Here is a 21,880-nt window from a genome sequence, read left to right as displayed (position 1 = left end):
GGACCGTACACCCAGGCCGCTCGACTCCTAGCGTGGAGACCGTCAACCAGCAGCACTCTTCGCAGGAGACCACCATGCGCTACCGCACCCTCGGCGACGGCCGGACGTCGTTCGACGTCAGCACACTCTGCCTCGGCACCATGCTCATGGGCACCAGCACGGACGAGGAGACCTCGTTCGCGATCCTCGACCGCTACCTCGAGGCCGGCGGGACCTTCCTCGACACGGCCAACAACTACAGCCTCTGGGCCGGAGGGCACGGGCGCGACAGCGAGGACCTGCTCAACCGCTGGCTCGTGAGCCGCGGCGCGCGCGACCAGGTCCGCATCGCGACCAAGCTCGGCGCGGCCCAGAAGGACCGCACGCTGCCCCTGTCCAGCACTCCCCCGACCAACTACCAGGGCCTGGCCGCGGAGACGATCGCCTGGGAGGCGCACGAGAGTCTGCGGCACCTCGGGGTCGACCACCTCGACGTGCTCTACGGGCACGTCGACGACCTCGACACCCCGCTCGCGGAGACCGTCGGGGCGTTCGGCAAGCTCCAGGCCGAGGGCGCCGTCGGGATCTCGGGCATCTCGAACGTCGCGCTGTGGCGCGTCGTCGAGGCGCGCGAGGAGGCGCTGCGACAGGGCGTCGCGCCGTACGGGGTGGTCCAGGAGCAGCTCAGCTACCTCTACCCGACCCCGGACCCCGACCGGCACAACTGGGCCTCGCCCGAGCTGCTCGACTACGCGCGCTCGACGGGGAGCGAGGAGCGGCCCCCGCTCGCGGTCACGGCCTACTCCCCGCTGCTGCAGGGCGCCATGGTGCGCGACGACAAGGAGCTGTGGGAGGGCTACGGGCACCCGACCTCGCTCGAGCGTCGCCGCGTGCTGCACGACGTCGCGCGGCAGATCGGCGCGACGCCCAACCAGGTCGCGCTCGCGTGGCTGCTCGGCGGCCCGGTACCGGTCATCCCGGTGATCGGTCCGAGCAGCGTCGCGCAGCTCGACGAGCTGCTCGGGGCGGCGGACCTGGACCTCGACCCGGAGGTGCGGGCCCGGCTCGACGCGGTCTAGTCCCCGCACGCACCGAGAGCGGAGCCCGTGCGCGACGTGTCCGGCACGTCGCGCACGAGCTCCGCTCTCGCTCGTTCACCCGGAGGCGCTAGCCACACTCACGCGCGGCGTACGACACGTCGTAGCCCGTCCGGACCTCCTTGCCGTCGATCGTCGCCGTGCCCGTGACAGTGGCCGTGGCGGCGGGGACCTGCGTCTGGCGGGTCGCGAACGTCTGCTGGGCGGACTTGCCCGGCAGGACCCCCGTGAAGGTCTTGGCACCGAACGGCGTCTCGACCCTGACCGTCGCGGGGACTGCGCCGGCGTTGACCGCGCTGACCGTGACGGTCACGCGGCCCGCGACGCACTGGGTGCGCGCCGAGGCGGTCAGCTCGACCTTCGCGGCACGCGGCTCGACGAGCACCGCGACCGTGCGCGCCGGGACCGTGACCGTGCCGGTCGCCGCGTCCCACGTGGTCGCCTTGACCACGTCGTCGTGCCCCTCGGCCTGGACCGGCGAGAGCGCGTACTGGCGGCCCGCCAGCCCCGCGACCGTCTGCGTGACCGGTTCGGGCGAGGCGTTGAAGACGACGAGCGCGCCGTCGAGCTCCTCGTCCACGTCCGCCCCGACCGTGTCGTCGATGCTCATGACGATCACGCCGGGCGTCTGGCCGGTCCCCGCGTCGGGGAACGTGACCTTTTCGTTGACGAGGTCCGCGCTGCCCAGGCGGAACAGGTCCGTCGAGGACCGCAGCCGCAGCAGGTCGGCCGCGTTGTCGGACGCCGTCTCGATGTCCTGCGCGACCGGCTTGAGCGCCGGGTTCGCGAGCAGCGGCGCCATGAGCGGCCACTTCTCCCCGTTGTCGGCCTCGAGCGGCAGACCCTTGCCGAACCCGTTCTCGGTCCCGGTCCAGTCGATCGCGTTGAACCAGTCGCCCGAGTCGTAGCTGTTGCGGTCGAGCGACTTGGAACGCAGCAGGTCGGTGCCCGCGTGCCACAGCGACGGCGTCTGCGACAGGGCCGTCGTGGCGAGCGAGACGTTGTTCATGCGCACCCGGTCGGCCATCGACGTGTCCGCCGGCAGCTTGAGGGTCAGCAGGTCGAACAGCGTCTCGTTGTCGTGCGCGTCGACGTAGCTGATGATCTCCTCGGGCGAGTCCGCGTAGCCCGCGGGCGCACCCCGGTAGTCGATCTCGTCGCCGCGCCGGGTCTCGCCCGTCGAGGTCGTGAACGTGAAGCTGCGCAGGTTGCCCGCGAGGCCCAGCCGGACCAGGTCCGTCTCATGCCCCAGCGCTGCGAGCTCGTCGGGAGACCCGTCGTTCACCGTGCCAGGCTCCCCCGCCCGGGCGGGCTGCCCGTTCGGGTCGGTCGCGAGGCCCGTGCCGAAGCCCTGCGTGAACGTCGACGCCCCGTCGACGGGAGACCCGCCGTGGACCGCGTCGCGCAGGCGGTCGGAGAACGTGCCGATGCCCGTCCCGCCGAGCTGGCCCTGCGTGGCCTGCTCGAACAGTGCGTTGTCCGCGACCTCGCCGAAGTTCCAGCCCTCGCCGTAGAGGTACACGGCCTTGCCGTCCACGCCGTCCTTCTTCGGCGTGAGCTCGTCGAGCGCGGCCCGGACGTCGAGCATGTTCTGCTTCGAGTGGTGCCCCATGAGGTCGAAGCGGAAGCCGTCGACCTTGTAGTCGCGGGCCCAGGTGACGACCGAGTCGACCATGAGCTTGCCCGTCATGGCGTGCTCGGTCGCGAGGTTCTGGCAGCACGTGCTGGTCTCGACCGCGCCGGTCGTCGTGTTCTGGCGGTGGTAGTAGCCGGGCACGACCTTGTCCAGCACGCTCTTGGGGTCCTGGCCGCTGGCCGCGGTGTGGTTGAACACCTGGTCGAGCACGACCTGGAGCCCGGTCTGGTGCAGCGACCCGACCATGGTGCGGAACTCGGCGACGCGCGCGGCCCCCTCCGCGTCGACGGCGTACGAGCCCTCGGGCGTGGAGAAGTGCAGCGGGTCGTAGCCCCAGTTGAAGCCGTCCGTGCCCCGGATCGCGGACACGGCCGCCTGCTGCTCGGTGCCGTCGGGCGCGAAGCCGCTCAGGTCACCGGTGACCGACTGCTCGGCCCGGTCCTCTTCAATGGTCGCGATGTCGAACGTCGGGAGCAGGTGCACCGTCGTCAGGCCCGCGTCGGCGAGCTCGGCGAGGTGCTTCATGCCGGCCGACTTCTTCTCCCCGAACGCGAGGTACGTGCCGCGCTTGTCGGCCGGCACAGTGGCGTCGGCGATCGAGAAGTCCCGCACGTGCAGCTCGTAGATCGTCTGGTCGACGGCCCGCTCCACGACAGGAGCCTTGGTGTCCTTCCACACCTTCGGCTGCGTGCTCTTCGCGTCGAGGTCCACCACGACCGAGTGCGTCGAGTTGAGCGTGAGCCCGAGCGAGTACGGGTCGGTCACGACGTTCGTCTCGACCTTGCCGGTCGACGGGACGAAGACCTCGACCTCGTAGAGGTATCGGGCACCGACCCAGCCGAACTTCTTGTCGGCGTCCTTCCCGTCGACCGTCCACGTCCCGTCCGCCTGGCGCTCGGCAGGGAACTGCCGGGCGTCCTCGGTCTTCAGGTCCGCGGCGTCGCCCGTGCCGGGCCACGCGAGGAGCGTGACCTTCTTGGCCGTGGGGGCCCACAGCGCGAACGAGGCCCACTTGCCGTTGGTGTAGATGCTCGCGCCGAGCGTGCGGTCCGCGGCGCCCTCGGCGAACAGGTCGTCCAGGACGCCCGGGAGCTGCACCCCGGTCGTCGCGGTGAGCGGTGCGTCGGCCGCGGGTCCGCCGCGCTGGGCGACCAGGAGCTGACCCGTGAGCGCGGCGGTCGCCGCGTCCACGGAGATCGGCTCGCCGTCGGTGCCCGTGACCCGCAGGGCCACCGCGTCGGCGAGGGCCGGGAAGTCGGCTACGACGTCGTCGGGCAGGCCGGCAGGGTCCAGGACGAGGGAGTACGACGACGCCCCCTCCGGAGCGACGACCGCACCGTCGGCGACGCTCAGGCCGCCCGTCGGCGCCGAGTGGAGCGTCCAGCCCAGCGTCGCCGGGTCCGCCCCGGCGAGAAGCTCGCGCGGCCACGCGACCAGGTCCTTGCTCACCCAGTGCGCCGCCTGCTGGCCCGTGCCGGGCAGCGGCGGGTCCGCCACCTCGATCGTCAGGACGTGCGTCGCCAGCACGTAGGAGAAGGTGACGGCCTTGCCCTCGGTCGCGCTGAACGAGTAGTTCTGGCCGTCCTTGACGCCGCCGACGCCGTAGTTCTCGGCCCAGCTCATGCCGTGCGTGACCTTGCCCTCGTAGGCGCCCGTGGCGAGCGCCGACGTCGTGAACGTATAGACGCCGTCACCGTCCGGGTCGCGCAACCACGACCCCAGGCAGTCCGGAGACCAGGCTGCCGAGCAGCCGAGCTGGTCCTGGAACGAGCCAGCGACCGTGACGATCGGGCCCTGGGCCGTGCTCGAGAAGTCGTGCGAGACCGGGTCCCAGTAGAACGTCACCGGGCCGCCCGCAGTCGTGTACGTCGCGTTGGAGCCGTCCTTCGCGCCGCCCACGCCGTAGTTGAGGTCCCACGAGCCGTTGATCGCGACCTTGTACTCGTACGTCCCGGCCGGGACGTCGAACGTGCCCGCGTAGACGCCGTCGGCGCGCTTGGTGAGCTTCGCGGCCTCGCAGCCGGGAGCCCAGTCGCCCGCGCACCCCATCTCGGAGTTGTGGCTGCCGGGGACGGTGACCAGGTCGATGTCCGTCGGGGGCTCGACCTCCTCGTCACCGCTCACCGCGTTCCCCACGCTCGCGAACGTCGAGGACGCGGCCCGGTCGCCGTCGGCGTCGACCGTCACGGCGCGGTACTCGACGAGCGTGCCCTTCGCCAGGTCGCTCACGTCGTGGAAGACGCGCGGCGAGGTGTCCTCGGCCGTGCCGAGGCCCTGCCACTCGTCCGACCCGACGACGCGCCACGCGAAGCTGGTCTCGGACCACGCGGCGTCGTCGACGTCCGCGCTGACCGGGGCGACCCCGGTGAGTCCCGCTCCCGCGGCCGGGACCGTGACCGACACGTCGCCCGTCGACTCGACGCCCACCGTACGGTCGGCCTTCAGGACGACCGAGCCCAGGGCCGGGACCGTGAGCGAGACCGTGCCGTCGGCACCTGCCGTGACGGGGTCACCCCCGAGGAGCGGCGTGTACGTCGCTCCCGGCGTGAGCGTCGTGAAGCCGACCGTCTTGGCCGCGGTCGAGTTGTTGAGCCCCACGAGGTGCTCGACCTTCTCGGTGCGGTCCACGCGCGAGAAGGCGTAGACGCCCGCGCCCGAGTCCGTGTAGCGCTCGATCTGAGCCCCGGTGGCGAGCGCCGGGTTGTCGGCACGCAGCGCGGAGAGCTCCGCGATGTGGGTGTAGAGCGGCGACGTGGTGTCGTAGCGGTCCTGGCTGCCGGCCGTCTCGCCCGTGACGAGCGGCTGGTCCGCGTACTCGCCGACCTGGGTCGCGAACAGCGACTGACGAGCGTTCTTGTCCTTGCCGTCGCCCACGCCCGCGAAGCCCTGCTCGTCGCCGTAGTAGACGACGGGCTGGCCGCGAGTGAGGTACATGAGGTCGTGCGCGAGCTCGTCGCGACGCTGCGCGTCACCCGTGGTCTGCAGCAGGTACCCGATCCGGCCCATGTCGTGGTTGCCGAGGAAGGTGGGCAGCGCCGAGGCCGACGAGTCGGGCGTCGTGTACATGTCGTCGCTCGCGAAGAGCTGGGACAGGCCCTTGGCGCTGTTGCCGCTCGCGAAGCTCGCGGCCGAGGACTGGAAGGCGAAGTCGAGGACCGAGCTCATGTCCGTCCTGCGGACGTACGGCGAGAGCTTGGCGGCGTCGGCGTCGTAGATCTCGCCGAACATGAAGAAGTCGTCCTTGCCCTTCGAGTGGGCGTAGTCGAGGACCTCGGTGGTCCACGTCTCCCAGAACTCGAAGTTGACGTGCTTGACCGTGTCGATGCGGAAGCCGTCGATGCCGAGGTCGACCCAGCCCTGGTAGACGTCGACGAACCCGTCCACGACGCGCGGGTTCTCGGTCATGAGGTCGTCCAGGCCGTCGAAGTCGCCGTAGGTGACCGACTCGCCGGACCACGTCGAGTTGCCGCGGTTGTGGTAGAGCGTCGTGTCGTTGAGCCACGCGGGGACCTTGGCGTCCTTCGCGTCGTCGGCGACCACGGGCGTGTAGGGGAACGACGTCGCGGGGTCCATCGCGGGGAACGTGTCCTTGCCCGCGTGGTCGGCCGGGTCGAACACGTTGCCCGCTGCGTCCTTGTACGGCGCGGTCGCCTGGTCGACGTACGAGTACTGCTTCTGCTCGTTGTCGATCAGGTCGGCCGTGTGGTTGGTGATGATGTCGAAGTAGACCTTGATGCCCTTGGCGTGCGCCTCGTCGATGAGCGCCTCGAGCTCGGCGTTGGTCCCCAGGTGCGGGTCGATCTGCGTGAAGTCCGTGACCCAGTAGCCGTGGTAGCCCGCCGAGGCGTTCTCGCCCTCGCCCTGGACCGGGTTGTTCTTGAACGACGGCGTGAGCCAGATCGCGGTGGTCCCGAGTCCTTCGATGTAGTCGAGCTGGTCGCGCAGGCCCTGGATGTCGCCACCCTGGTAGAAGCCCTTGTTCGTGGGGTCGTAGCCCGAGCGCAGCGCACCGCCCTCGATGCCGGCCTCGTTGTTGGTCGGGTCGCCGTCCGCGAAGCGGTCGGTCATGACGAAGTAGAACTGCTCGTCCGAGCCCGGCTGGCGCACGGGCGGGGTCACGATCGGCGCGTCGGTCGCCTCGTCGTAGGCTCCTCCGAGCCCGACGGGCGCGAGCGAGACGCGCTTGGCGACGTCGTCGAACGTGAAGCGCAAGGTCGTGGGGCCGCCGACGACGAGCGGGATGTTGTCCGCGCCACCGTTCAGGCCGTACGCCTCGTCCCACGAGTCGTTCACGGCGACCTTGTACTCGTAGGTGCCCGCGGGCACCTGGAAGTCGGCCGAGAAGACGCCGTCGGTGCCGGTCGGCACGAGCTCGGTCGCGGCGCAGGCCGGGTCCCAGTCCGCCGCACAGCCCGCCTCGTCCTGGAGGCTGCCGACGAGCGCGAAGGTGCGCGGCGCATCGTTCGCGGTCGCCGCGGGGCCGGTCGCCGCGTTGGCGACGGCCGTGAAGCCGGTCAGCCCGGTCAGCGCGACCGATATCGCCGCGAGGGAGGCTGTGGTGCGGCGCGGTCTGGAGGACCGCCTGGGGGCAGGTGCTGGCATGAGGACTCCCTTGTCACCGGGGAGTCGGACGTGCGAACGCACCGCCGGGCGACCGAGCCTCTGCGCTCCGCGTGGTCTCCCGAGCCGGGCGCTCCCCGCCGCCGGCTGACCCAGACTGTAGCCCTTGCAGAAAGTTGCAGCAAGAGTTTGTTGTCAGGAGACGCCGAACGAGGCTCGGAACGGGACGAATCGACGCTGCGGGTCAGCCCGCGAGATGCCCCCACCTCGGCGCCAGGTCGCGCCACGGCCCGACCTCCGCGATCGCACCCTCGTGCAGGACGACGACCCGGTCCGCACGCGCGAGAGCCGCGCGCTTCGAGGTCGAACCGATCACGGTGGTCCCGCGCTCGCGCAGCGACGACCACAGCTCGATCTCCGTCGCGGCGTCCAGGGCGCTCGACACGTCGTCGGCCAGGAGGAGCTCGGCGTCGGTCGCGAGCGCCCGGGCGAGCGCGAGCCGCTGCACCTGACCGCCCGAGAGCCGCACACCGCGATGCCCCACGAGCGCCCCGTGCCCGCCCGCCTCGACCACGTCCCGCTCCATGCGCGCGGCCGCGACCGGTCCCTGGACCTCACGCTCGTGACCGAGCCGCACGTTGTCGGCGAACGTTCCCGACAGCACGCGCGGGACCTGCGCGACGTGCGCGACCTGCCCCGGACGCAGGAACGTCTGCGCGTCCTCGACGTCGGTCCCGTTCCACCGGATGTGGCCCGTGTGCTCCATGAGCCCGGCGAGGGCCGCGAGGAGGCTCGACTTGCCCGCACCCACCTGGCCGAGCAGCAGCACGAGCTCGCCGCGCTCGATCGTCAGGTCGACGCCCTGCACACCGATCGTGCCGTCGTCGTGCAGCGCGCTCACGCCCGCCAGCTCCAGGAGCTCGAGCGCCTGCCGGGGGCTGGGCGCCGGCGTGGGCGCCGCACCGGTGAGCAGGTCGACGCCGGGCGGCACGTCCATGAGGTCCGCCCCCGCGGCGAGGCGGCTCGTCGCCCGCTGCCAGGACCGGGTGCCGGGCGCCTCGGTCACGACCGCCCCGGCCACGACGCCGAACCACCCGAAGCCGTTGACCGCGTTCGCGACCAGGAGCGCCGTCGCGAGGTCCCACGTACCCGTCAGGAGACCCGCCCACGCCGCGACGACGCCGAGCTGGATCATGACGAGCGGCACGCCGTCGAGCGCGGCCTGCACCCGGTGCTCGAAGATCGCGGCCCGCACCCGGCCCGCGTCGACCTCGTGCAGGTGCGCGTGCACCTGCGGGGTCCGGGCCGCGAGCTTGACGGTACGCGCCGAGTCGAGCGCCGAGACCAGCGACCGCCCGAACCGGGCACGCGCGGCCGAGGAGCGTGTGGCCGACCGACCGGCGATCGGTCGGCCGAGCGCCGACGCAGCGGCCGACACGACCATGACCGCGAGCAGCACGGCCCCCGCGAGCCACGACCGGCTGAGCAGCGCCGTGACGCCCGCGATGACGAGCCCGTTGACGAGGTCGACCCAGCGGTCCGCGTACCGCACGAAGCGGTCGGCGTCCATGGCTCGCGCCACGACCTCGCCGGGCGGCGTCGCCGTGAGCCGGTGCTGGCGCGTCTGGCCCGTCATGACCGACATGCGCACGCGCAGCAGGACCTCGATCCACCAGCGCGGGTAGACGTACAGGGCGCGCGCGAGGCACAGCGGCGCGACCACGAGGAGGACCGCGAACGGGACGAGCAGCCCCGCCGGGAAGCCCTCGTCGAGCCCCTGGACGGCGCGCCCCCAGAGGAACCCGGTGACCGCTCCCTGCGCCGAGACGAGGCTCGCCACGAGGAACAGCCCGGCCCCCACGACGCCCCACGCCGGACGCACGAACAGCGCGTGCAGCACGCCGCGCGCGAGGCTGGGGCCGTCTCCCGGGTCGGCGAGGACCGGGGGTGCGCCCAGTCGGCGCCGACCGCCGACGGCCTCGTCCGCCTGCCCCGGAGCCGCGGCCGGACGCTCACCGCTCGAACCGGCGTCGTCGAGCCCGTGGTCCGGGCGGGCCCCGCGCTCGAGACTGCCTGCACCCTCGGCCGGTGCCGGCGACGCGAGCCCGTCCTGCGCGACGCTCGCCTCGAGCAGGTCACGGTAGGGACCCGCGAGCCGCGCGAGCGCGGCCCGGTCACCCTGCTGGACGACGCTCCCCCGGTCGAGCACCGCGATCAGGCGGGCGCGTTCGATCGTCGTGAGCCGGTGCGCGACGAGCACGCCCGTGCGGCCCGCGAGCAGCCGCTCCGAGGCGGCCACGACCCGGGCCTCGGTCAACGGGTCCATGCGCGCCGTGGCCTCGTCCAGGACGACGACCTGGACGTCGCGCACCAGGAGGCGGGCGAACGCGACGAGCTGCTCCTCCCCCGCCGACAGGGACGTCCCGCCGGGGCCGAGCACCGTGTCGAGCCCGTCGGGAAGCCCGGCCACCCAGTCGTCGAGGCGCAGCTCGCGCACCGCGTCCTCGATCGACGAGCGCGGGACGTCGGCGAACAGCGCGACGTTCTCCGCGAGCGTGCCCGCGAGGATCTCGGTCCGCTGGGTCACGACGCCCACCGCGGCGCGCAGCGCCTGCAGGTCGAGGTCGCGCACGTCGACGCCGCCCACGAACACCGCGTCGCGGGGCGGCTCGACCGCCCGGGACAGCAGCGACGCGAGGGTCGACTTGCCCGAGCCCGTCCGACCGACGAGCGCGATCGTCGCGCCGGCCGGCACGTCCAGGCTCACGCCGTCGAGGGCGAACGTGCCCTCGGCGTAGGAGAAGTGGACGTCCCGGAGCTCGATGCCCACGGGGCCCTCCGGGACGGGGCGCCCACCCACCGGCTCGGGGGCGACCGAGAGCATCTGCCGGATGCGCGTGAGCGCCCCGAGCCCCTCCTGGATGTCGGGCAGGTGGTGGACGAGGTTGTCGGTCTGCCCCACGAACATCGACGTGACCAGGAACAGCGTGACGAGACGGTCGACGCCCAGCTGGCCGTCCGCGGCGAGCGCCGCACCCGAGACCGCCACACCTGCGAGGAGCGAGGCGAGCACGAGCCCGGCACGCCGGAGCATGCTCGACTCGACCGAGAGAACGGACTCGAAGCGTCGGTGGACCTGCGCCGACCGTTCGGCGAGCCTGCGCACGGCGAACGACTGGCCCAGGCTCGTGCGCAGGTCGTCGCGCGCGGCCACGGCCTCCTCGAACGCGGCCGCATGGTCCGTCCAGGCCGCCTCCTCGATCACCTTCCGGCGAGCGATCTCCCCGAGCATGGGGCGCACGACCAGCCCGGCGACCAGGCCGAGCACGGGGAACAGGATCCACGCGGGCCACCACGTCAGCCCGGCCACGACCCACATGGGGACCACGCCGACGAGCGTGCGTCCTGCACCCCACGCCTGACGACGCACGAGCGTGCCGACGGCATGGGTGTCGTCGTCGACGCGGTCCAGCACCTCGCCCACGGCCTGCTCGGTGAGGGTGTCCAGCGGCTGGTGCAGGGCCGCGGAGAGCAGGTCTCCGCGCAGGCGCCCCTCGGCCCGGTCGACGACCCCGGCCCAGACCACCTGTCCGACGGTGTCGAGCAGGGCCGCGCCGACGACGCACGCGGCGAGGAGCTGGAGCGTCGCCGTCGTCGGGTCCGCGGCGAGCCAGCCCGCGACCACGGTGCCGTACGCGGCACCGATCGCACCGATCGTGAGCGCGACGAGCGCGACGACGGCCTGGGGCCCGCGCAGGCGCCGCCAGTCGAGGCGGCGCGCGGGGTCCGTCGAGGTGACGGACGGGGAAGGGACGACATGGTCTGGGCCGGTCGGAGTGCCGGTGGGTGCATCGGTCATGGCGCGTCGATCCTATGGCGGGGGTCCGACGCGCACGCAGGGATTTTCCGACGCCGAGGGTGGTCAGACGACCACGACGGGCTGCGTGGCCACCCTCGGGTCCGGCTCCCGGGACGAGGTCAGATCAGGCCGAGCCCGCGCACCGCGTCGCGCTCCTCGACGAGCTCCGCGACCGAGGCGTCGATGCGCTCGCGCGAGAAGTCCGAGATCTCCAGGCCCTGGACGATCTCCCAGCGCCCGCCGCGCGAGACCACGGGGAACGAGGCCATGAGGCCCTCGGGGACGCCGTACGACCCGTCGGACACGATGCCCGCGCTCGTCCAGTCGCCCTCGGGCGTGCCGTTGACCCAGTCGAACACGTGGTCGATCGCGGCGTTCGCGGCCGAGGCGGCCGACGAGGCGCCGCGCGCGTCGATGATCGCCGCACCGCGCTTCGCGACGGTCGGGATGAACTCGCCCGTGAGCCAGGCCGAGTCGGCGGCGAGCTCGGCACCCGGGCGACCGGCGACGTCGGCGTGGAAGACGTCCGGGTACTGCGTGGCCGAGTGGTTGCCCCAGATGCTGACCTTGCGGACCTCGGAGACGGGTACGCCCGCACGCTTGGCGACCTGCGTCAGCGCGCGGTTGTGGTCGAGGCGCGTCATGGCGGTGAAGCGGTCCTTCGGCACGTCGGGGGCGTTCGACGCGGCGATGAGCGCGTTGGTGTTCGCCGGGTTCCCGACGACGAGCACGCGGACGTCGCTGGCCGCGCCGGCGTTGATCGCCTCGCCCTGCGGCTTGAAGATGCCACCGTTGGCCTCGAGGAGGTCGCCGCGCTCCATGCCCGGGCCGCGGGGACGCGCTCCGACGAGCAGGCCGACGTTGGCCCCCTCGAACCCGGCGCGCGGGTCGTCGAAGATGTCGATGCCCGCCAGCAGCGGGAAGGCGCAGTCGTCGAGCTCCATCGCGGTGCCTTCCGCCGCCTTCACCCCCTGGGGGATCTCGAGCAGTCGCAGGCGGACGGGCACGTCCGGTCCGAGGAGCTGACCTGCGGCGATGCGGAACAGCAGGGCGTAACCGATCTGACCGGCGGCTCCGGTCACGGTCACGTTCACGGGAGTTGTCATGGCCACACTCTGTCACAACGCCCCCGCGCTCCCCAGGGGTACTCGCGAACCTCGTCCGTGGGGCGTCCGTCACACCCGCGGGCGGTGCCCGCGCCGCACGCGCGGGGCCGCGTCGGGCCGTGCGCGGCCCCGTCCCCCACCCCTGAGAACGCCCGACGGCGCCGCTCACCGGAGGAGGTGAGCGGCGCCGTCGGGCGTGCGGGGACGAGGATCAGGCCAGGCGTGCGGCCAGGTTCTCGTCGAGCGCCGCGAGGAAGTCCTCGGTCGTCAGCCACTCCTGCTCCGGGCCGACCAGGAGCGCGAGGTCCTTGGTCATCTTGCCGGACTCGACCGTCTTGATGACGACGTCCTCGAGCGTCTCGGCGAACGCCGTGACCTCGGGGGTGCCGTCGATCTTGCCGCGGTGCATGAGGCCACGGGTCCAGGCGAAGATCGACGCGATCGGGTTGGTCGACGTCGGCTTGCCCTGCTGGTGCTGGCGGTAGTGACGCGTCACGGTGCCGTGCGCGGCCTCGGCCTCGACGGTCTTGCCGTCGGGGGTCATGAGGACCGACGTCATGAGGCCGAGCGAGCCGAAGCCCTGCGCGACGGTGTCGGACTGGACGTCGCCGTCGTAGTTCTTGCAGGCCCAGACGTAGCCGCCCTCCCACTTCATGGCCGAGGCGACCATGTCGTCGATGAGGCGGTGCTCGTAGGTGAGGCCGGCGGCCTCGAACTGGTCCTTGAACTCGGCGTCGAAGACCTCCTGGAACAGGTCCTTGAACTGGCCGTCGTAGGCCTTGAGGATCGTGTTCTTGGTCGACAGGTACACCGGGTAGTTGCGCTGCAGGCCGTACGCGAACGAGGCGCGCGCGAAGTCCTTGATGGACTCGTTGAAGTTGTACATGCCCATGGCCACGCCACCGTCGTCGCCGTAGGTGACGACGGTCTGCTTGATCTCCTCGGAGCCGTCGGCAGGCGTGTAGGTGAGCGTCAGGGTGCCGGCGCCGGGGACCTTGAAGTTGGTCGCCTTGTACTGGTCGCCGTGGGCGTGACGGCCGATGATGATCGGCTTGTTCCAGCCCGGCACCAGGCGCGGGATGTTCGAGATGATGATGGGCTCGCGGAAGACGACGCCACCGAGGATGTTGCGGATGGTCCCGTTCGGGGAGACCCACATCTTCTTCAGGCCGAACTCCTCGACGCGTGCCTCGTCGGGGGTGATGGTCGCGCACTTGACGCCCACGTTGTACTGCTTGATGGCGTTCGCCGCGTCGATCGTCACCTGGTCGTCGGTGGCGTCGCGGTTCTCGATCGACAGGTCGTAGTACTTGAGGTCGATGTCGAGGTAGGGGTAGATGAGGCGGTCCTTGATGAACTGCCAGATGATGCGCGTCATCTCGTCACCGTCGAGCTCGACGACCGGATTGACGACCTTGATCTTGCCCATGCGGGGGTAACTCCAACTCTGCGAGGGGAACCTGCGGCCGCCCGGGGGCTACCGGCGAGTGCCGGAACTCGCGCGCGCGAACCGTTGATGCTGACCGCCGCCCAGGGTACTCGACTTCTCGACATCAAGATACTTTCCGTCCGGTGCGCGCGGCAGAGCACGGCACGCCCCGACGGCGCCGCCCACCAGCGGGCCCCGGCCCGCCCCTCTGGCGCGGTCGCGCTCGCGGAGTGAGACTGGTCACGAACTGATCAGCGAACTCCCAGACATCGGTGGCAGGATGCCTCCGAGATGCCGGTTCTGCACCGACCTCGCATGTTCATCCCGAACGTCCGGCCTTCCCGGACCCCTTACAGACACCAGACAGGAACACCATGTCCCAGGACACTTCAGCACCTGACGCAGTCGTCGTCGACGAGACGACCGTCGTGGTCGGGCCGAGCCTGCTCGCCCGGCTCGGCGCCGAAGCCTTCGGCACGTTCTTCCTCGTCCTCGCGATCCTCGGCGCAGCGCTCTACAGCGTCGGCGGCCTCGGCACGGGCACGATCGGCGTCGCTCTCGCCGGCGGTATCGCGCTGCTCGGAGGGATCGCCGCGGTCGGGCACGTGTCCGGCGGACACTTCAACCCGGCCGTGACGCTCGGCGCGGCCATCGGCGGCCGCACCGCCTGGGCCGACGTCCTCCCCTACTGGCTCGCCCAGCTCGTCGGTGGCGTCATCGCCTCCGCCGTGCTCTTCGCGACCATCCCCGCCTCCGCGCTCCCCGTGCTCCAGCAGAGCGGCCTGATCGCCGACGCGACGCAGCAGGCCTTCCTCTCCGCGACCGCCAACGGCTTCGGGGAGCACTCCCCGCTCGCGACCGCGACGAACGGCGCCTTCTCGTTCAGCGTCTGGTCGGCCCTCATCATCGAGATCGTCGCGGCCGCCATCTTCGTCGGCGTGATCCTCGGCGTCACGGACAAGCGCTCGAACTCCAAGCTCGCGCCGGTCGCGATCGGCCTGACCCTCACGGTGCTGCTGATCGTCGTCGCGCCGTTCACGAACGCAGGGCTCAACCCCGCCCGCTCGTTCGCCGCCGCCGTCTTCGCCGGCGGGTGGACCTGGAGCCAGCTCTGGCTCTTCATCGTCGCCCCGCTCGCGGGCGCGGCGATCGCCGCCCTGTTCTACCGTGCGTTCGCCTTCGCCCCCGTCCAGGACGACCTCCTGGCCGAGGACGAGGTCTTCGTGGTCGACGAGGCCGCGGTCGTGGCCGAGAAGTCCGCAGGCACCGCCGGCACCGCGACCGCTGCCGCGGTCGCCGAGGGAGCGACGTCTCCCGCCGCAGCGGCTCCGGCCGCTGTCGAGACGGTCGAGACGGTCGAGGTGACCGAGACCGTCGAGGTCGCCGAGGCCCCGGAGACGGGCACGAGCACCGACACCTCGGGCGACGAGCCGACCGGCGGCTCGGCCCCCAAGGCCTGACACCGCGGCTCTGCCGACGCGACGAGGCCCGGTCCGCTGCTGCGGGCCGGGCCTCGTGCCGTCCCGGGCGGTCCCGGGCGCAGCGGCCGTCAGATGTTGGGGACGGTGACGGCGAGCGTGCCCATGGCGCCAGCCATGAAGAGGTACATGATGACGTCGGTCCAGCGGGTGCGGACCGTGAGCCCCACGGGTCCCGGACCTGGCAGGAAGGCCCGGACTCCCGCCCCGGCGACGAGGATCCCCACGAGGACCAGCACTCCCGCGCGCGCCCCGACGACCAGCGTCACCGCGACCGCGAGCAGCACCCCGGCGAGGACGAGCCACATCGCGAGGTTGCTCTGGGGGGCGGGCACGACGACCGTCGACGGCCGGTCGAGAGGCTTGGTACCCCCGTCGCCGCCGGAGACCCGGGGGATCCCGGAGGGCGGGGCGACAGGTGCGAGCGGGTCCCCGGGCGCTGCCTGTCCCTCTGCGGCGCCCGCGGTCTCCGACGCGCCGTCGAGCCGGTGCCAGGCGGGTGCCGCCGGCGGTCGATGCTGCGTCGGGGTGCCGTTGTGCGGTCCGCGCCCGGGCGCGGTGACGTCGCTCACGCTTCCCACCAGTTCACGAGTCCGAGCCTACCGCCGACTACCGTAGGGATCGTGCCCTCACCAGTCACCACTGCTGTCCTGCCGCACTCGCGGCGCCCTGCGGCCGGGTCGGTCGTCGTCGTGGGCGCAGGTCTCGCCGGCGCTCAGACCGTCGCGGCCCTGCGGGCACACGGGTTCACGGGTCGCGTGACGATCCTCGGGTCGGAGGGGGTGCCGCCCTACGACCGCCCGCCGCTGTCCAAGGAGCTCCTCACCCGGCCGGACCCGGCCTGGCTGACCGAGGAGATCGGGGTCGACGTCAGCGTCCTCGCCGACGAGGCGCTGCTCGACGACCCGGCGGTCGACCTCGAGCCCGGCACCGAGTCCGTCACGGTCACGACCCGCTCCGGCCGACGCGTCACGGCCGACGTCGCGGTCCTCGCCCTGGGCTCCGAACCCGTGCGCCCGCCCGGCTGGGAGGCCGCCCTGACCCTGCACACCGCCGACGACGCTGCTCACCTGCGCGAACGCCTCACCCCCGGCACGCGCCTGGTCTCGATCGGCGCGGGCTGGATCGGCGCGGAGGTCGCCGGGGTCGCGTCGAAGGCCGGGTGCGACGTCACGGTGCTCGAGGCCGCGCAGACCCCGCTCGAGCGTCAGCTCGGCGCCGAGGTCGGTGGGCACCTCGTCCGCTGGTACGCCGACGCCGGCGCTCGCCTGCTCACCGGGGCCCAGGTCACCGAGGTGGGCCCGCGGTCCGTGGTGCTCGCGGACGGGCGGACGATCGAGGGCGACCTGGTCCTGGCCGCGGTCGGCGCCAAGCCCGCGACCGCGTGGCTCAAGGGCACGCTCCCGCTCGACCCGCGCGGCTCGATCCGGGTCAACGGCGCAGGGCGCGTGGCTCCCCCGACCGTCGCGGCGCCGTCGGGCACCTCGGGGCACCTGCCCCTCAAGGCGCTCCGCCGGCTGTACGCCGTGGGCGACTGCGCGACGCGCGACAACGCGGTGTTCGGGCCCGTGCCCGGCGGGCACTGGTCGGCGGCCCTGCACGACCCCGAGCCGACCGTGCGGGCCATCCTCGGGATCGACGAGATGCCCGCCGAGCCGCAACCCGTCCGCGAGCTGCTGGGGCTGGCACCGGTCCCCCAGCACGCGCCGTACGTGTTCTCGCAGCAGCTCGGGCACGACATCGCGTTGTTCGGCACGCCCTCGCCGTTCCACGAGGTCGTCTACCGCGGTGACCCGAGCGGCGGCGCCACGGGCCACGAGGGCTGGACCGCGCTCTACCTCGAGACCGTGGCGGGGGCGCACCGCACGAACGCCGAGGGGCACCGGCTCGCGACCGTGCGCGCGATCCTCGTGGTCGACGCGCCGCGCGAGGTGGGTCAGGTGCGCAAGCTCATGAACCGTGACGTGGCGCTGCACGTGGACGTCGAGGTCGCGACGGACCCCAGCCGCAGGCTGCGCGACGCGGTCGTCTGAGCCCCCCGCCCCCCCCGCTGCCGATTCCCGCTCCCCAGCCCCGCTGCCGAGCATGCGGTTGTCGTCCGGATCCGCGTGGATCCGGACGACAACCGCATGGTCGAGCGACGGCAACCGCATGCTCGGCCCCAGCCAGGCGCCGACCCGCCCTGCGGACGGACCGGCCCTGCGGACGGGTCAGTGCGCGAAGTGGCGCGTGCCCGTCAGGTACAGCGTGACGCCGGCCGCCTGCGCCGCCGCGATGACCTCGTCGTCACGGACCGACCCACCGGGCTGGACCACGGCCTTCACTCCCGCGTCGAGCAGGACCTGCAGACCGTCCGCGAAGGGGAAGAACGCGTCGGACGCGGCGACCGAGCCGCGCGCACGCTCCTCGCCCTCGGCGCCGAGCGTGTTGGCGCGCTCGACCGACAGGCGGCACGAGTCGACGCGGTTGACCTGCCCCATCCCGATGCCGACCGCAGCCCCGCCCTTGGCGAGCAGGATCGCGTTCGACTTCGCGGCGCGCACGGCCCGCCACGCGAACTCGAGGTCCGCGAGCGTCTCGGCGTCCGCGGCCTCGCCCGTCGCGAGCGTCCACGACGCGGGGCTGTCGCCGCCGGTCTCGGACGCGGCGTCGATGCGGTCGACCTGCTGCATGAGCAGACCGCCCGAGATGGGCCGGATCTCGACGCCCGCGCTCGGGGCGCCGTCGACCTGGAGCAGGCGGACGTTCTTCTTGCGCGAGAGGATCTCGAGCGCCTCAGGCTCGTAGCCCGGGGCCACGACGACCTCGGTGAACACGCCCGCGATCTGCTCGGCCGCGGCCGCGCTCACCACCGCGTTGGTCGCGATGACCCCGCCGTACGCGGAGACCGGGTCGGTCGCGTGAGCCTTGGCGTGCGCGTCGGCGACGTCGGCGCCGACCGCGACACCGCACGGGTTGGCGTGCTTGATGATCGCGACCGTCGGGGCGTCGCCGTGGTCGTGCGCGGCACGCCACGCGGCGTCCGCGTCGACGTAGTTGTTGTAGCTCATGGCCTTGCCGTGGAGCTGGGTCGCCTGCGCGAGGCCCGTGGCGCCGTGCCCGTTGGTGTAGAGCGCGGCGCGCTGGTGCGGGTTCTCGCCGTAGCGCAGCACGTCGGCACGGTCCCAGGTGGCGCCGACCCAGGCGGGGAAGCCGGTGTGGACGGTCTCGCCGTCGACCTCCGCGGCGTCCGTGGGCGCGACGACGCTGCTCATCCAGGACGCGACCGCGACGTCGTAGGTCGCGGTGTGCACGAACGCCTGCGCCGCGAGCGCCTTGCGCTGGGCGTACGTGAAGCCGCCGCGCTGGACCGCGGCGACCGCGTCGCCGTACGCGGCCGGGTCGACGACGACGGCCACGCTCGGGTGGTTCTTCGCCGCGGCGCGGACCATCGAGGGGCCGCCGATGTCGATCTGCTCGATCACGGCGTCCGGACCGGCGCCCGACGCGACCGTGTCCGCGAACGGGTAGAGGTTGACGACCACGAGCTCGAACGGTGCGATCTCGAGCTGCGCGAGCTGGTCGAGGTGGTCCTGCTTGCGGGTGTCCGCGAGGATGCCGGCGTGCACGCGCGGGTGCAGCGTCTTGACGCGCCCCTCGAGGCACTCGGGGAACCCGGTGAGGTCCTCGACCTTGGTCACGGGGACTCCGGCGGCGGCGATCGTGGACGCGGTCGAGCCGGTCGAGACGAGCTCGACGCCCGCGGCGTGCAGAGCCGTGGCGAGCTCGACGAGGCCGGTCTTGTCGTAGACGCTCAGGAGGGCGCGGCGCACGGGGCGCTGGGCGTCGTCGGCGATCTGGACGTCGGGAGAGGTGGGGGCTGCGGGCGAGCTTGCGGACATCAAGGGGCTCCTGTGGGTCGTCAGCGGGTCGCGGGAAGATACCGGTCACCCAGGCGCCCAGGCGGACGACGCACCAACAGGTCGATCGGACGCTCCCCGGTGGTCGTTCCCACCCTCGCCAGTCGCGGCCGCCTCCGATCCTACCGCGCCCCGGGGCGGGCGGTCCGGGGCGCGGTGGCCCGACGGCGCCCCGCACCCGGGGCGCCCCGCTCCCCCGGGGCGCGTGGCGCCGTCGGGCCCGCCCCCGGGTTCCGAACGGCGGGGTGTCACGAGTCTCGGCGCGCTGGGCTGCACGTGTCTCGGCGCGCTGGGCTGCACGTGAGATGCGGCCACCTGGGGTCGGAGAGCGCACCGGACCCCAAATCGCCGCATCTCGACGGAGGGCGCTGCGGGCCTCGGCGGCGGAGGGCCGCCGTCAGGCGACGACGTCCGAGGCCAGCAGCTCGTCGAGGCGGTCGTAGCCCTCGCTCATGCCGTCGGCCATGCCCGAGCCGACCATGGCGTCCCGCGCCTCGACCGACTGGTGGACCGAGCGCGTGACGATCCTGGTCCCGCCGCCCGGCAGGTCCTCGAACGTGACCTCGTCGAGGCTCACGTGCCCGGGGGCACCAGCGAACTCGAAGGTCTGGACGGCCCGGGTGTCCGGGACGACCGAGTGGAACGTGCCGAAGAACCCGTACTCCTCCTCGCCCGCGCGGTGGGCGTAGGCCCACGAGCCGCCCGTCCTGGCGTCCCAGTGGTCGAGGACCATCTCGTAGCGACGGGGACCGAGCCACTGCGTGACGAGCGTCGGGTCGGTGAAGGCCCGGAACACGAGGGGACGCGGGGCGTCGACGTCGCGCACGACCTCGATGAAGGGCGTCCCCGGAGGGGCCGTGACGGTCGTGGGGTGCGTGCTGCTCATGACTGCTCCTTCGATGGGTCCGACGACGGTGCCTGGAGCCGCCCGAGGAGGGCGTCGAGCCGGCGGTACTGCCGCTCCGCGGTGAGCCGGTACTCGTCGATCCACGCCGTGAGCCGTTCGAGCGCGGCGGGGTCGAGGTGGCAGGGTCGTCGCTGGCCGTCCCGGCTGCGGGTGATGAGACCCGCGGTCTCGAGGACCTGGATGTGCCGGGACACGGCCTGCTTCGTGATGGGGAAGGGTGCGGCGAGCTCGTTGACCGTTGCCGGTCCTCTGGACAGCGTGGCGACGATGCTCCGGCGGACCGGGTCGGCCAGCGCGAGGAACGCGCGGTCGAGGTCGTCGGTGCCTGACTCGTCGTGCGGGTCGTCCAGGAGGGTCATGTCGGCCTGCTCGTCGTGATCAACAGTTACGTTGATCAACGTACTCGTTGATCAAGGAGCAGGTCAAGAGGCCGATTCAACGGCCTGCCGCGAGACGGGTCTTCCCGTCCGAGACGGGTCCCCCCGGACCGTCGTCCAAGCACCCGTCTCGAACAGGTGAACCCCTCTCGTGCGACACGTGGCGTCAGCCCAGCAGCGCCCGGCGACCCTCGACCCGCAGGCCCTCGCGCGCCGCCCGGCCGACCGTCTCGACCAGCAGCGCCCGCTCGGCGACCTTGATGCGCTCGTGCAGCGTGGACTCGTCGTCGGCGTCCTCGACCGCCACGGTCGCCTGCGCGATGATCGGCCCCGTGTCCACGCCGTTGTCGACCACGTGGACCGTGCAGCCCGTGACCTTGACGCCGTACGCGAGCGCGTCGCGCACCCCGTGGGCGCCCGGGAAGGACGGCAGCAACGCCGGGTGCGTGTTGATCGTCCGGCCCGCGAACCGGTCCACGAACGCCGGGCTCAGGATGCGCATGAAGCCCGCGAGGACCACCAGGTCCGGCGAGAAGACCGCCACGGCCTCCGCGACGCCGTCGTTCCACGCGTCGCGGTCCGCGAAGTCGCCCGGCGCGACGACGACCGACGCGACCCCCGCCTCGCGCGCCAGGTCGAGCGCCCCCGCGCCCGGCTTGTCCGTGACGACACCCACGACCCGCGCCCCGTAGGCGGGGTCCTCGTGCGCCGCGAGGAGCGCAGCGAGGTTGCTGCCCGCCCCCGAGACCAGGACGACGACCCGCGCCGCGCTCGTCGTGTCGATGGGCTGACCGGAAGGTGTGCGCACGGTGCTCCTCGGAGGCGTCGGCAGTGGTGGAGAATGGGGGGAGAAAAGCCAGGTACCACCCTAGTCCGCGCCGGAGAGGTGCCGGTCTGCTCCCTCCACCGGGCGGGGGCTGCGCACCGGTCCGCGCCGTCGCCACCCGCGAAGCACCGAGGAGCTGCCCATGGGCAACCCGTACGCGCCCCCACGTCCCGGCCAGAAGCCGACCGACGAGGCGCGCAAGCCCACCCCTCCCCCGGTGCAGGGCCCCCCGGCTCCCCCCACCCAGGGCGTGCCGCCGGGTCAGGCCCGGCCCGGGCGTCCCGCCGGCGGCCCTCCCGCACCGGGCGAACCTCCCGTGCCCGTCGACCCCGACACGCTGCGCGCGACGACGCGGCAGGTGCTGCACTTCGGGCTGCTCATGCTCGTCACGCTCGTCACGAGCTCGCTCGCGTTCCCGTGGCGGGTCTCGAGCCTCTTCTTCGCGGTCGTGACCATCGTGTTCGGGGTCCGCGCGATGCGCGCGGTCTGGCGCGCCCGCCTGGGCGGCGCGCTGCTGCCCGCGGTCGCCGTCGGGCTGGGCCTGACCGCGACCATGTCGCTGTCGATGCTGGGCGGGCTCGCCATGTGGGACGTCGAGCTCGACAACCAGCAGTGCCTCGACGGCGCCATCACGGTCGCCGCGCAGCAGGAGTGCGCGGTCCAGTACGAGCAGGCGCGCGAGCAGTGGACCAAGGACCGGCTGGGCCAGTAGGCCCGGCCGGTCGCC

General features: G+C 72.7%; 13 protein-coding genes and 1 riboswitch. Of the genes, 4 read left to right on the top strand and 9 right to left on the bottom strand.

Going from position 1 to position 21,880, the window contains the following annotated elements:
- Nucleotides 1-74 precede the first annotated feature (74 nt).
- Nucleotides 75-1,058 carry an aldo/keto reductase gene (locus tag JOD48_RS06290; protein ID WP_204808101.1) on the top strand — a complete coding sequence of 328 codons (984 nt, stop codon included), beginning with the start codon at nucleotides 75-77 and terminating at the stop codon, nucleotides 1,056-1,058.
- 88 nt (nucleotides 1,059-1,146) lie between these two features.
- Here the strand turns inward: JOD48_RS06290 and pulA are convergent, their stop codons facing one another.
- The 4 genes from pulA to JOD48_RS06270 all read right to left on the bottom strand — a co-directional run bounded on the left by pulA (nucleotide 1,147) and on the right by JOD48_RS06270 (nucleotide 13,666).
- Nucleotides 1,147-7,314, bottom strand: a complete 6,168-nt coding sequence (pulA, locus tag JOD48_RS06285; RefSeq protein WP_204808099.1) for a pullulanase-type alpha-1,6-glucosidase — start codon at nucleotides 7,312-7,314, stop codon at nucleotides 1,147-1,149.
- Nucleotides 7,315-7,516: 202 nt separating this feature from the next.
- A complete protein-coding gene (locus JOD48_RS06280) occupies nucleotides 7,517-11,131 on the bottom strand; it encodes an ATP-binding cassette domain-containing protein (protein WP_204808097.1) in 3,615 nt (1,204 codons plus the stop codon).
- Nucleotides 11,132-11,250: 119 nt separating this feature from the next.
- Complete coding sequence (locus JOD48_RS06275; RefSeq protein WP_204808095.1) at nucleotides 11,251-12,237, bottom strand: malate dehydrogenase; 987 nt, start codon at nucleotides 12,235-12,237, stop codon at nucleotides 11,251-11,253.
- A gap of 211 nt (nucleotides 12,238-12,448) precedes the next feature.
- Entirely contained in the window at nucleotides 12,449-13,666 is a 1,218-nt protein-coding gene (locus JOD48_RS06270; RefSeq protein ID WP_191789421.1) for an NADP-dependent isocitrate dehydrogenase, read from the bottom strand.
- A 374-nt stretch (nucleotides 13,667-14,040) separates the two neighbouring features.
- On the opposite strand from JOD48_RS06270, the gene JOD48_RS06265 reads away from it, so the two are divergent.
- Nucleotides 14,041-15,126, top strand: a complete 1,086-nt coding sequence (locus JOD48_RS06265) for an aquaporin (protein ID WP_191789422.1) — start codon at nucleotides 14,041-14,043, stop codon at nucleotides 15,124-15,126.
- 89 nt (nucleotides 15,127-15,215) lie between these two features.
- On the opposite strand, the gene JOD48_RS20115 is transcribed toward JOD48_RS06265, so the two are convergent.
- Entirely contained in the window at nucleotides 15,216-15,716 is a 501-nt protein-coding gene (locus JOD48_RS20115) for a DUF3017 domain-containing protein (protein ID WP_204808092.1), read from the bottom strand.
- 51 nt (nucleotides 15,717-15,767) lie between these two features.
- Here JOD48_RS20115 and JOD48_RS06255 point away from each other — a divergent pair, with 51 nt between their 5' ends.
- Complete coding sequence (locus tag JOD48_RS06255) at nucleotides 15,768-17,177, top strand: NAD(P)/FAD-dependent oxidoreductase (protein ID WP_307824004.1); 1,410 nt, start codon at nucleotides 15,768-15,770, stop codon at nucleotides 17,175-17,177.
- Nucleotides 17,178-17,354: 177 nt separating this feature from the next.
- On the opposite strand, the gene purH is transcribed toward JOD48_RS06255, so the two are convergent.
- The 4 genes from purH to purN form a co-directional block, all read right to left on the bottom strand.
- Nucleotides 17,355-19,025, bottom strand: coding sequence for a bifunctional phosphoribosylaminoimidazolecarboxamide formyltransferase/IMP cyclohydrolase (gene purH, locus JOD48_RS06250; protein WP_204808088.1), 1,671 nt, complete (start codon nucleotides 19,023-19,025; stop codon nucleotides 17,355-17,357).
- Between the two features lie 48 nt (nucleotides 19,026-19,073).
- A riboswitch (ZMP/ZTP riboswitch) is annotated at nucleotides 19,074-19,161 on the bottom strand.
- A gap of 279 nt (nucleotides 19,162-19,440) precedes the next feature.
- The gene (locus JOD48_RS06245) at nucleotides 19,441-19,929 is read right to left on the bottom strand and encodes an SRPBCC family protein (protein WP_204808086.1); all 489 of its coding nucleotides are present in this window, start codon (nucleotides 19,927-19,929) and stop codon (nucleotides 19,441-19,443) included.
- A complete protein-coding gene (locus JOD48_RS06240) occupies nucleotides 19,926-20,309 on the bottom strand; it encodes an ArsR/SmtB family transcription factor (protein ID WP_191795795.1) in 384 nt (127 codons plus the stop codon). The genes JOD48_RS06245 and JOD48_RS06240 overlap by 4 nt, the downstream gene beginning before the upstream one ends.
- Nucleotides 20,310-20,493: 184 nt before the next feature.
- Nucleotides 20,494-21,135 (bottom strand): phosphoribosylglycinamide formyltransferase, encoded by a 642-nt coding sequence (gene purN, locus JOD48_RS06235; RefSeq protein ID WP_056762537.1) that lies wholly within the window; start codon nucleotides 21,133-21,135, stop codon nucleotides 20,494-20,496.
- 160 nt (nucleotides 21,136-21,295) lie between these two features.
- Between purN and JOD48_RS06230 the strand changes: the two genes are divergently transcribed.
- A complete protein-coding gene (locus JOD48_RS06230; RefSeq protein ID WP_204808084.1) occupies nucleotides 21,296-21,865 on the top strand; it encodes a hypothetical protein in 570 nt (189 codons plus the stop codon).
- Nucleotides 21,866-21,880: the final 15 nt, after the last annotated feature.

Origin of the sequence: Oerskovia paurometabola (genome assembly GCF_016907365.1) — a bacterium.
Classification (GTDB): Bacteria; Actinomycetota; Actinomycetes; order Actinomycetales; family Cellulomonadaceae; genus Oerskovia; species Oerskovia paurometabola.
This window is presented reverse-complemented; position numbering and strand designations above follow the sequence as displayed.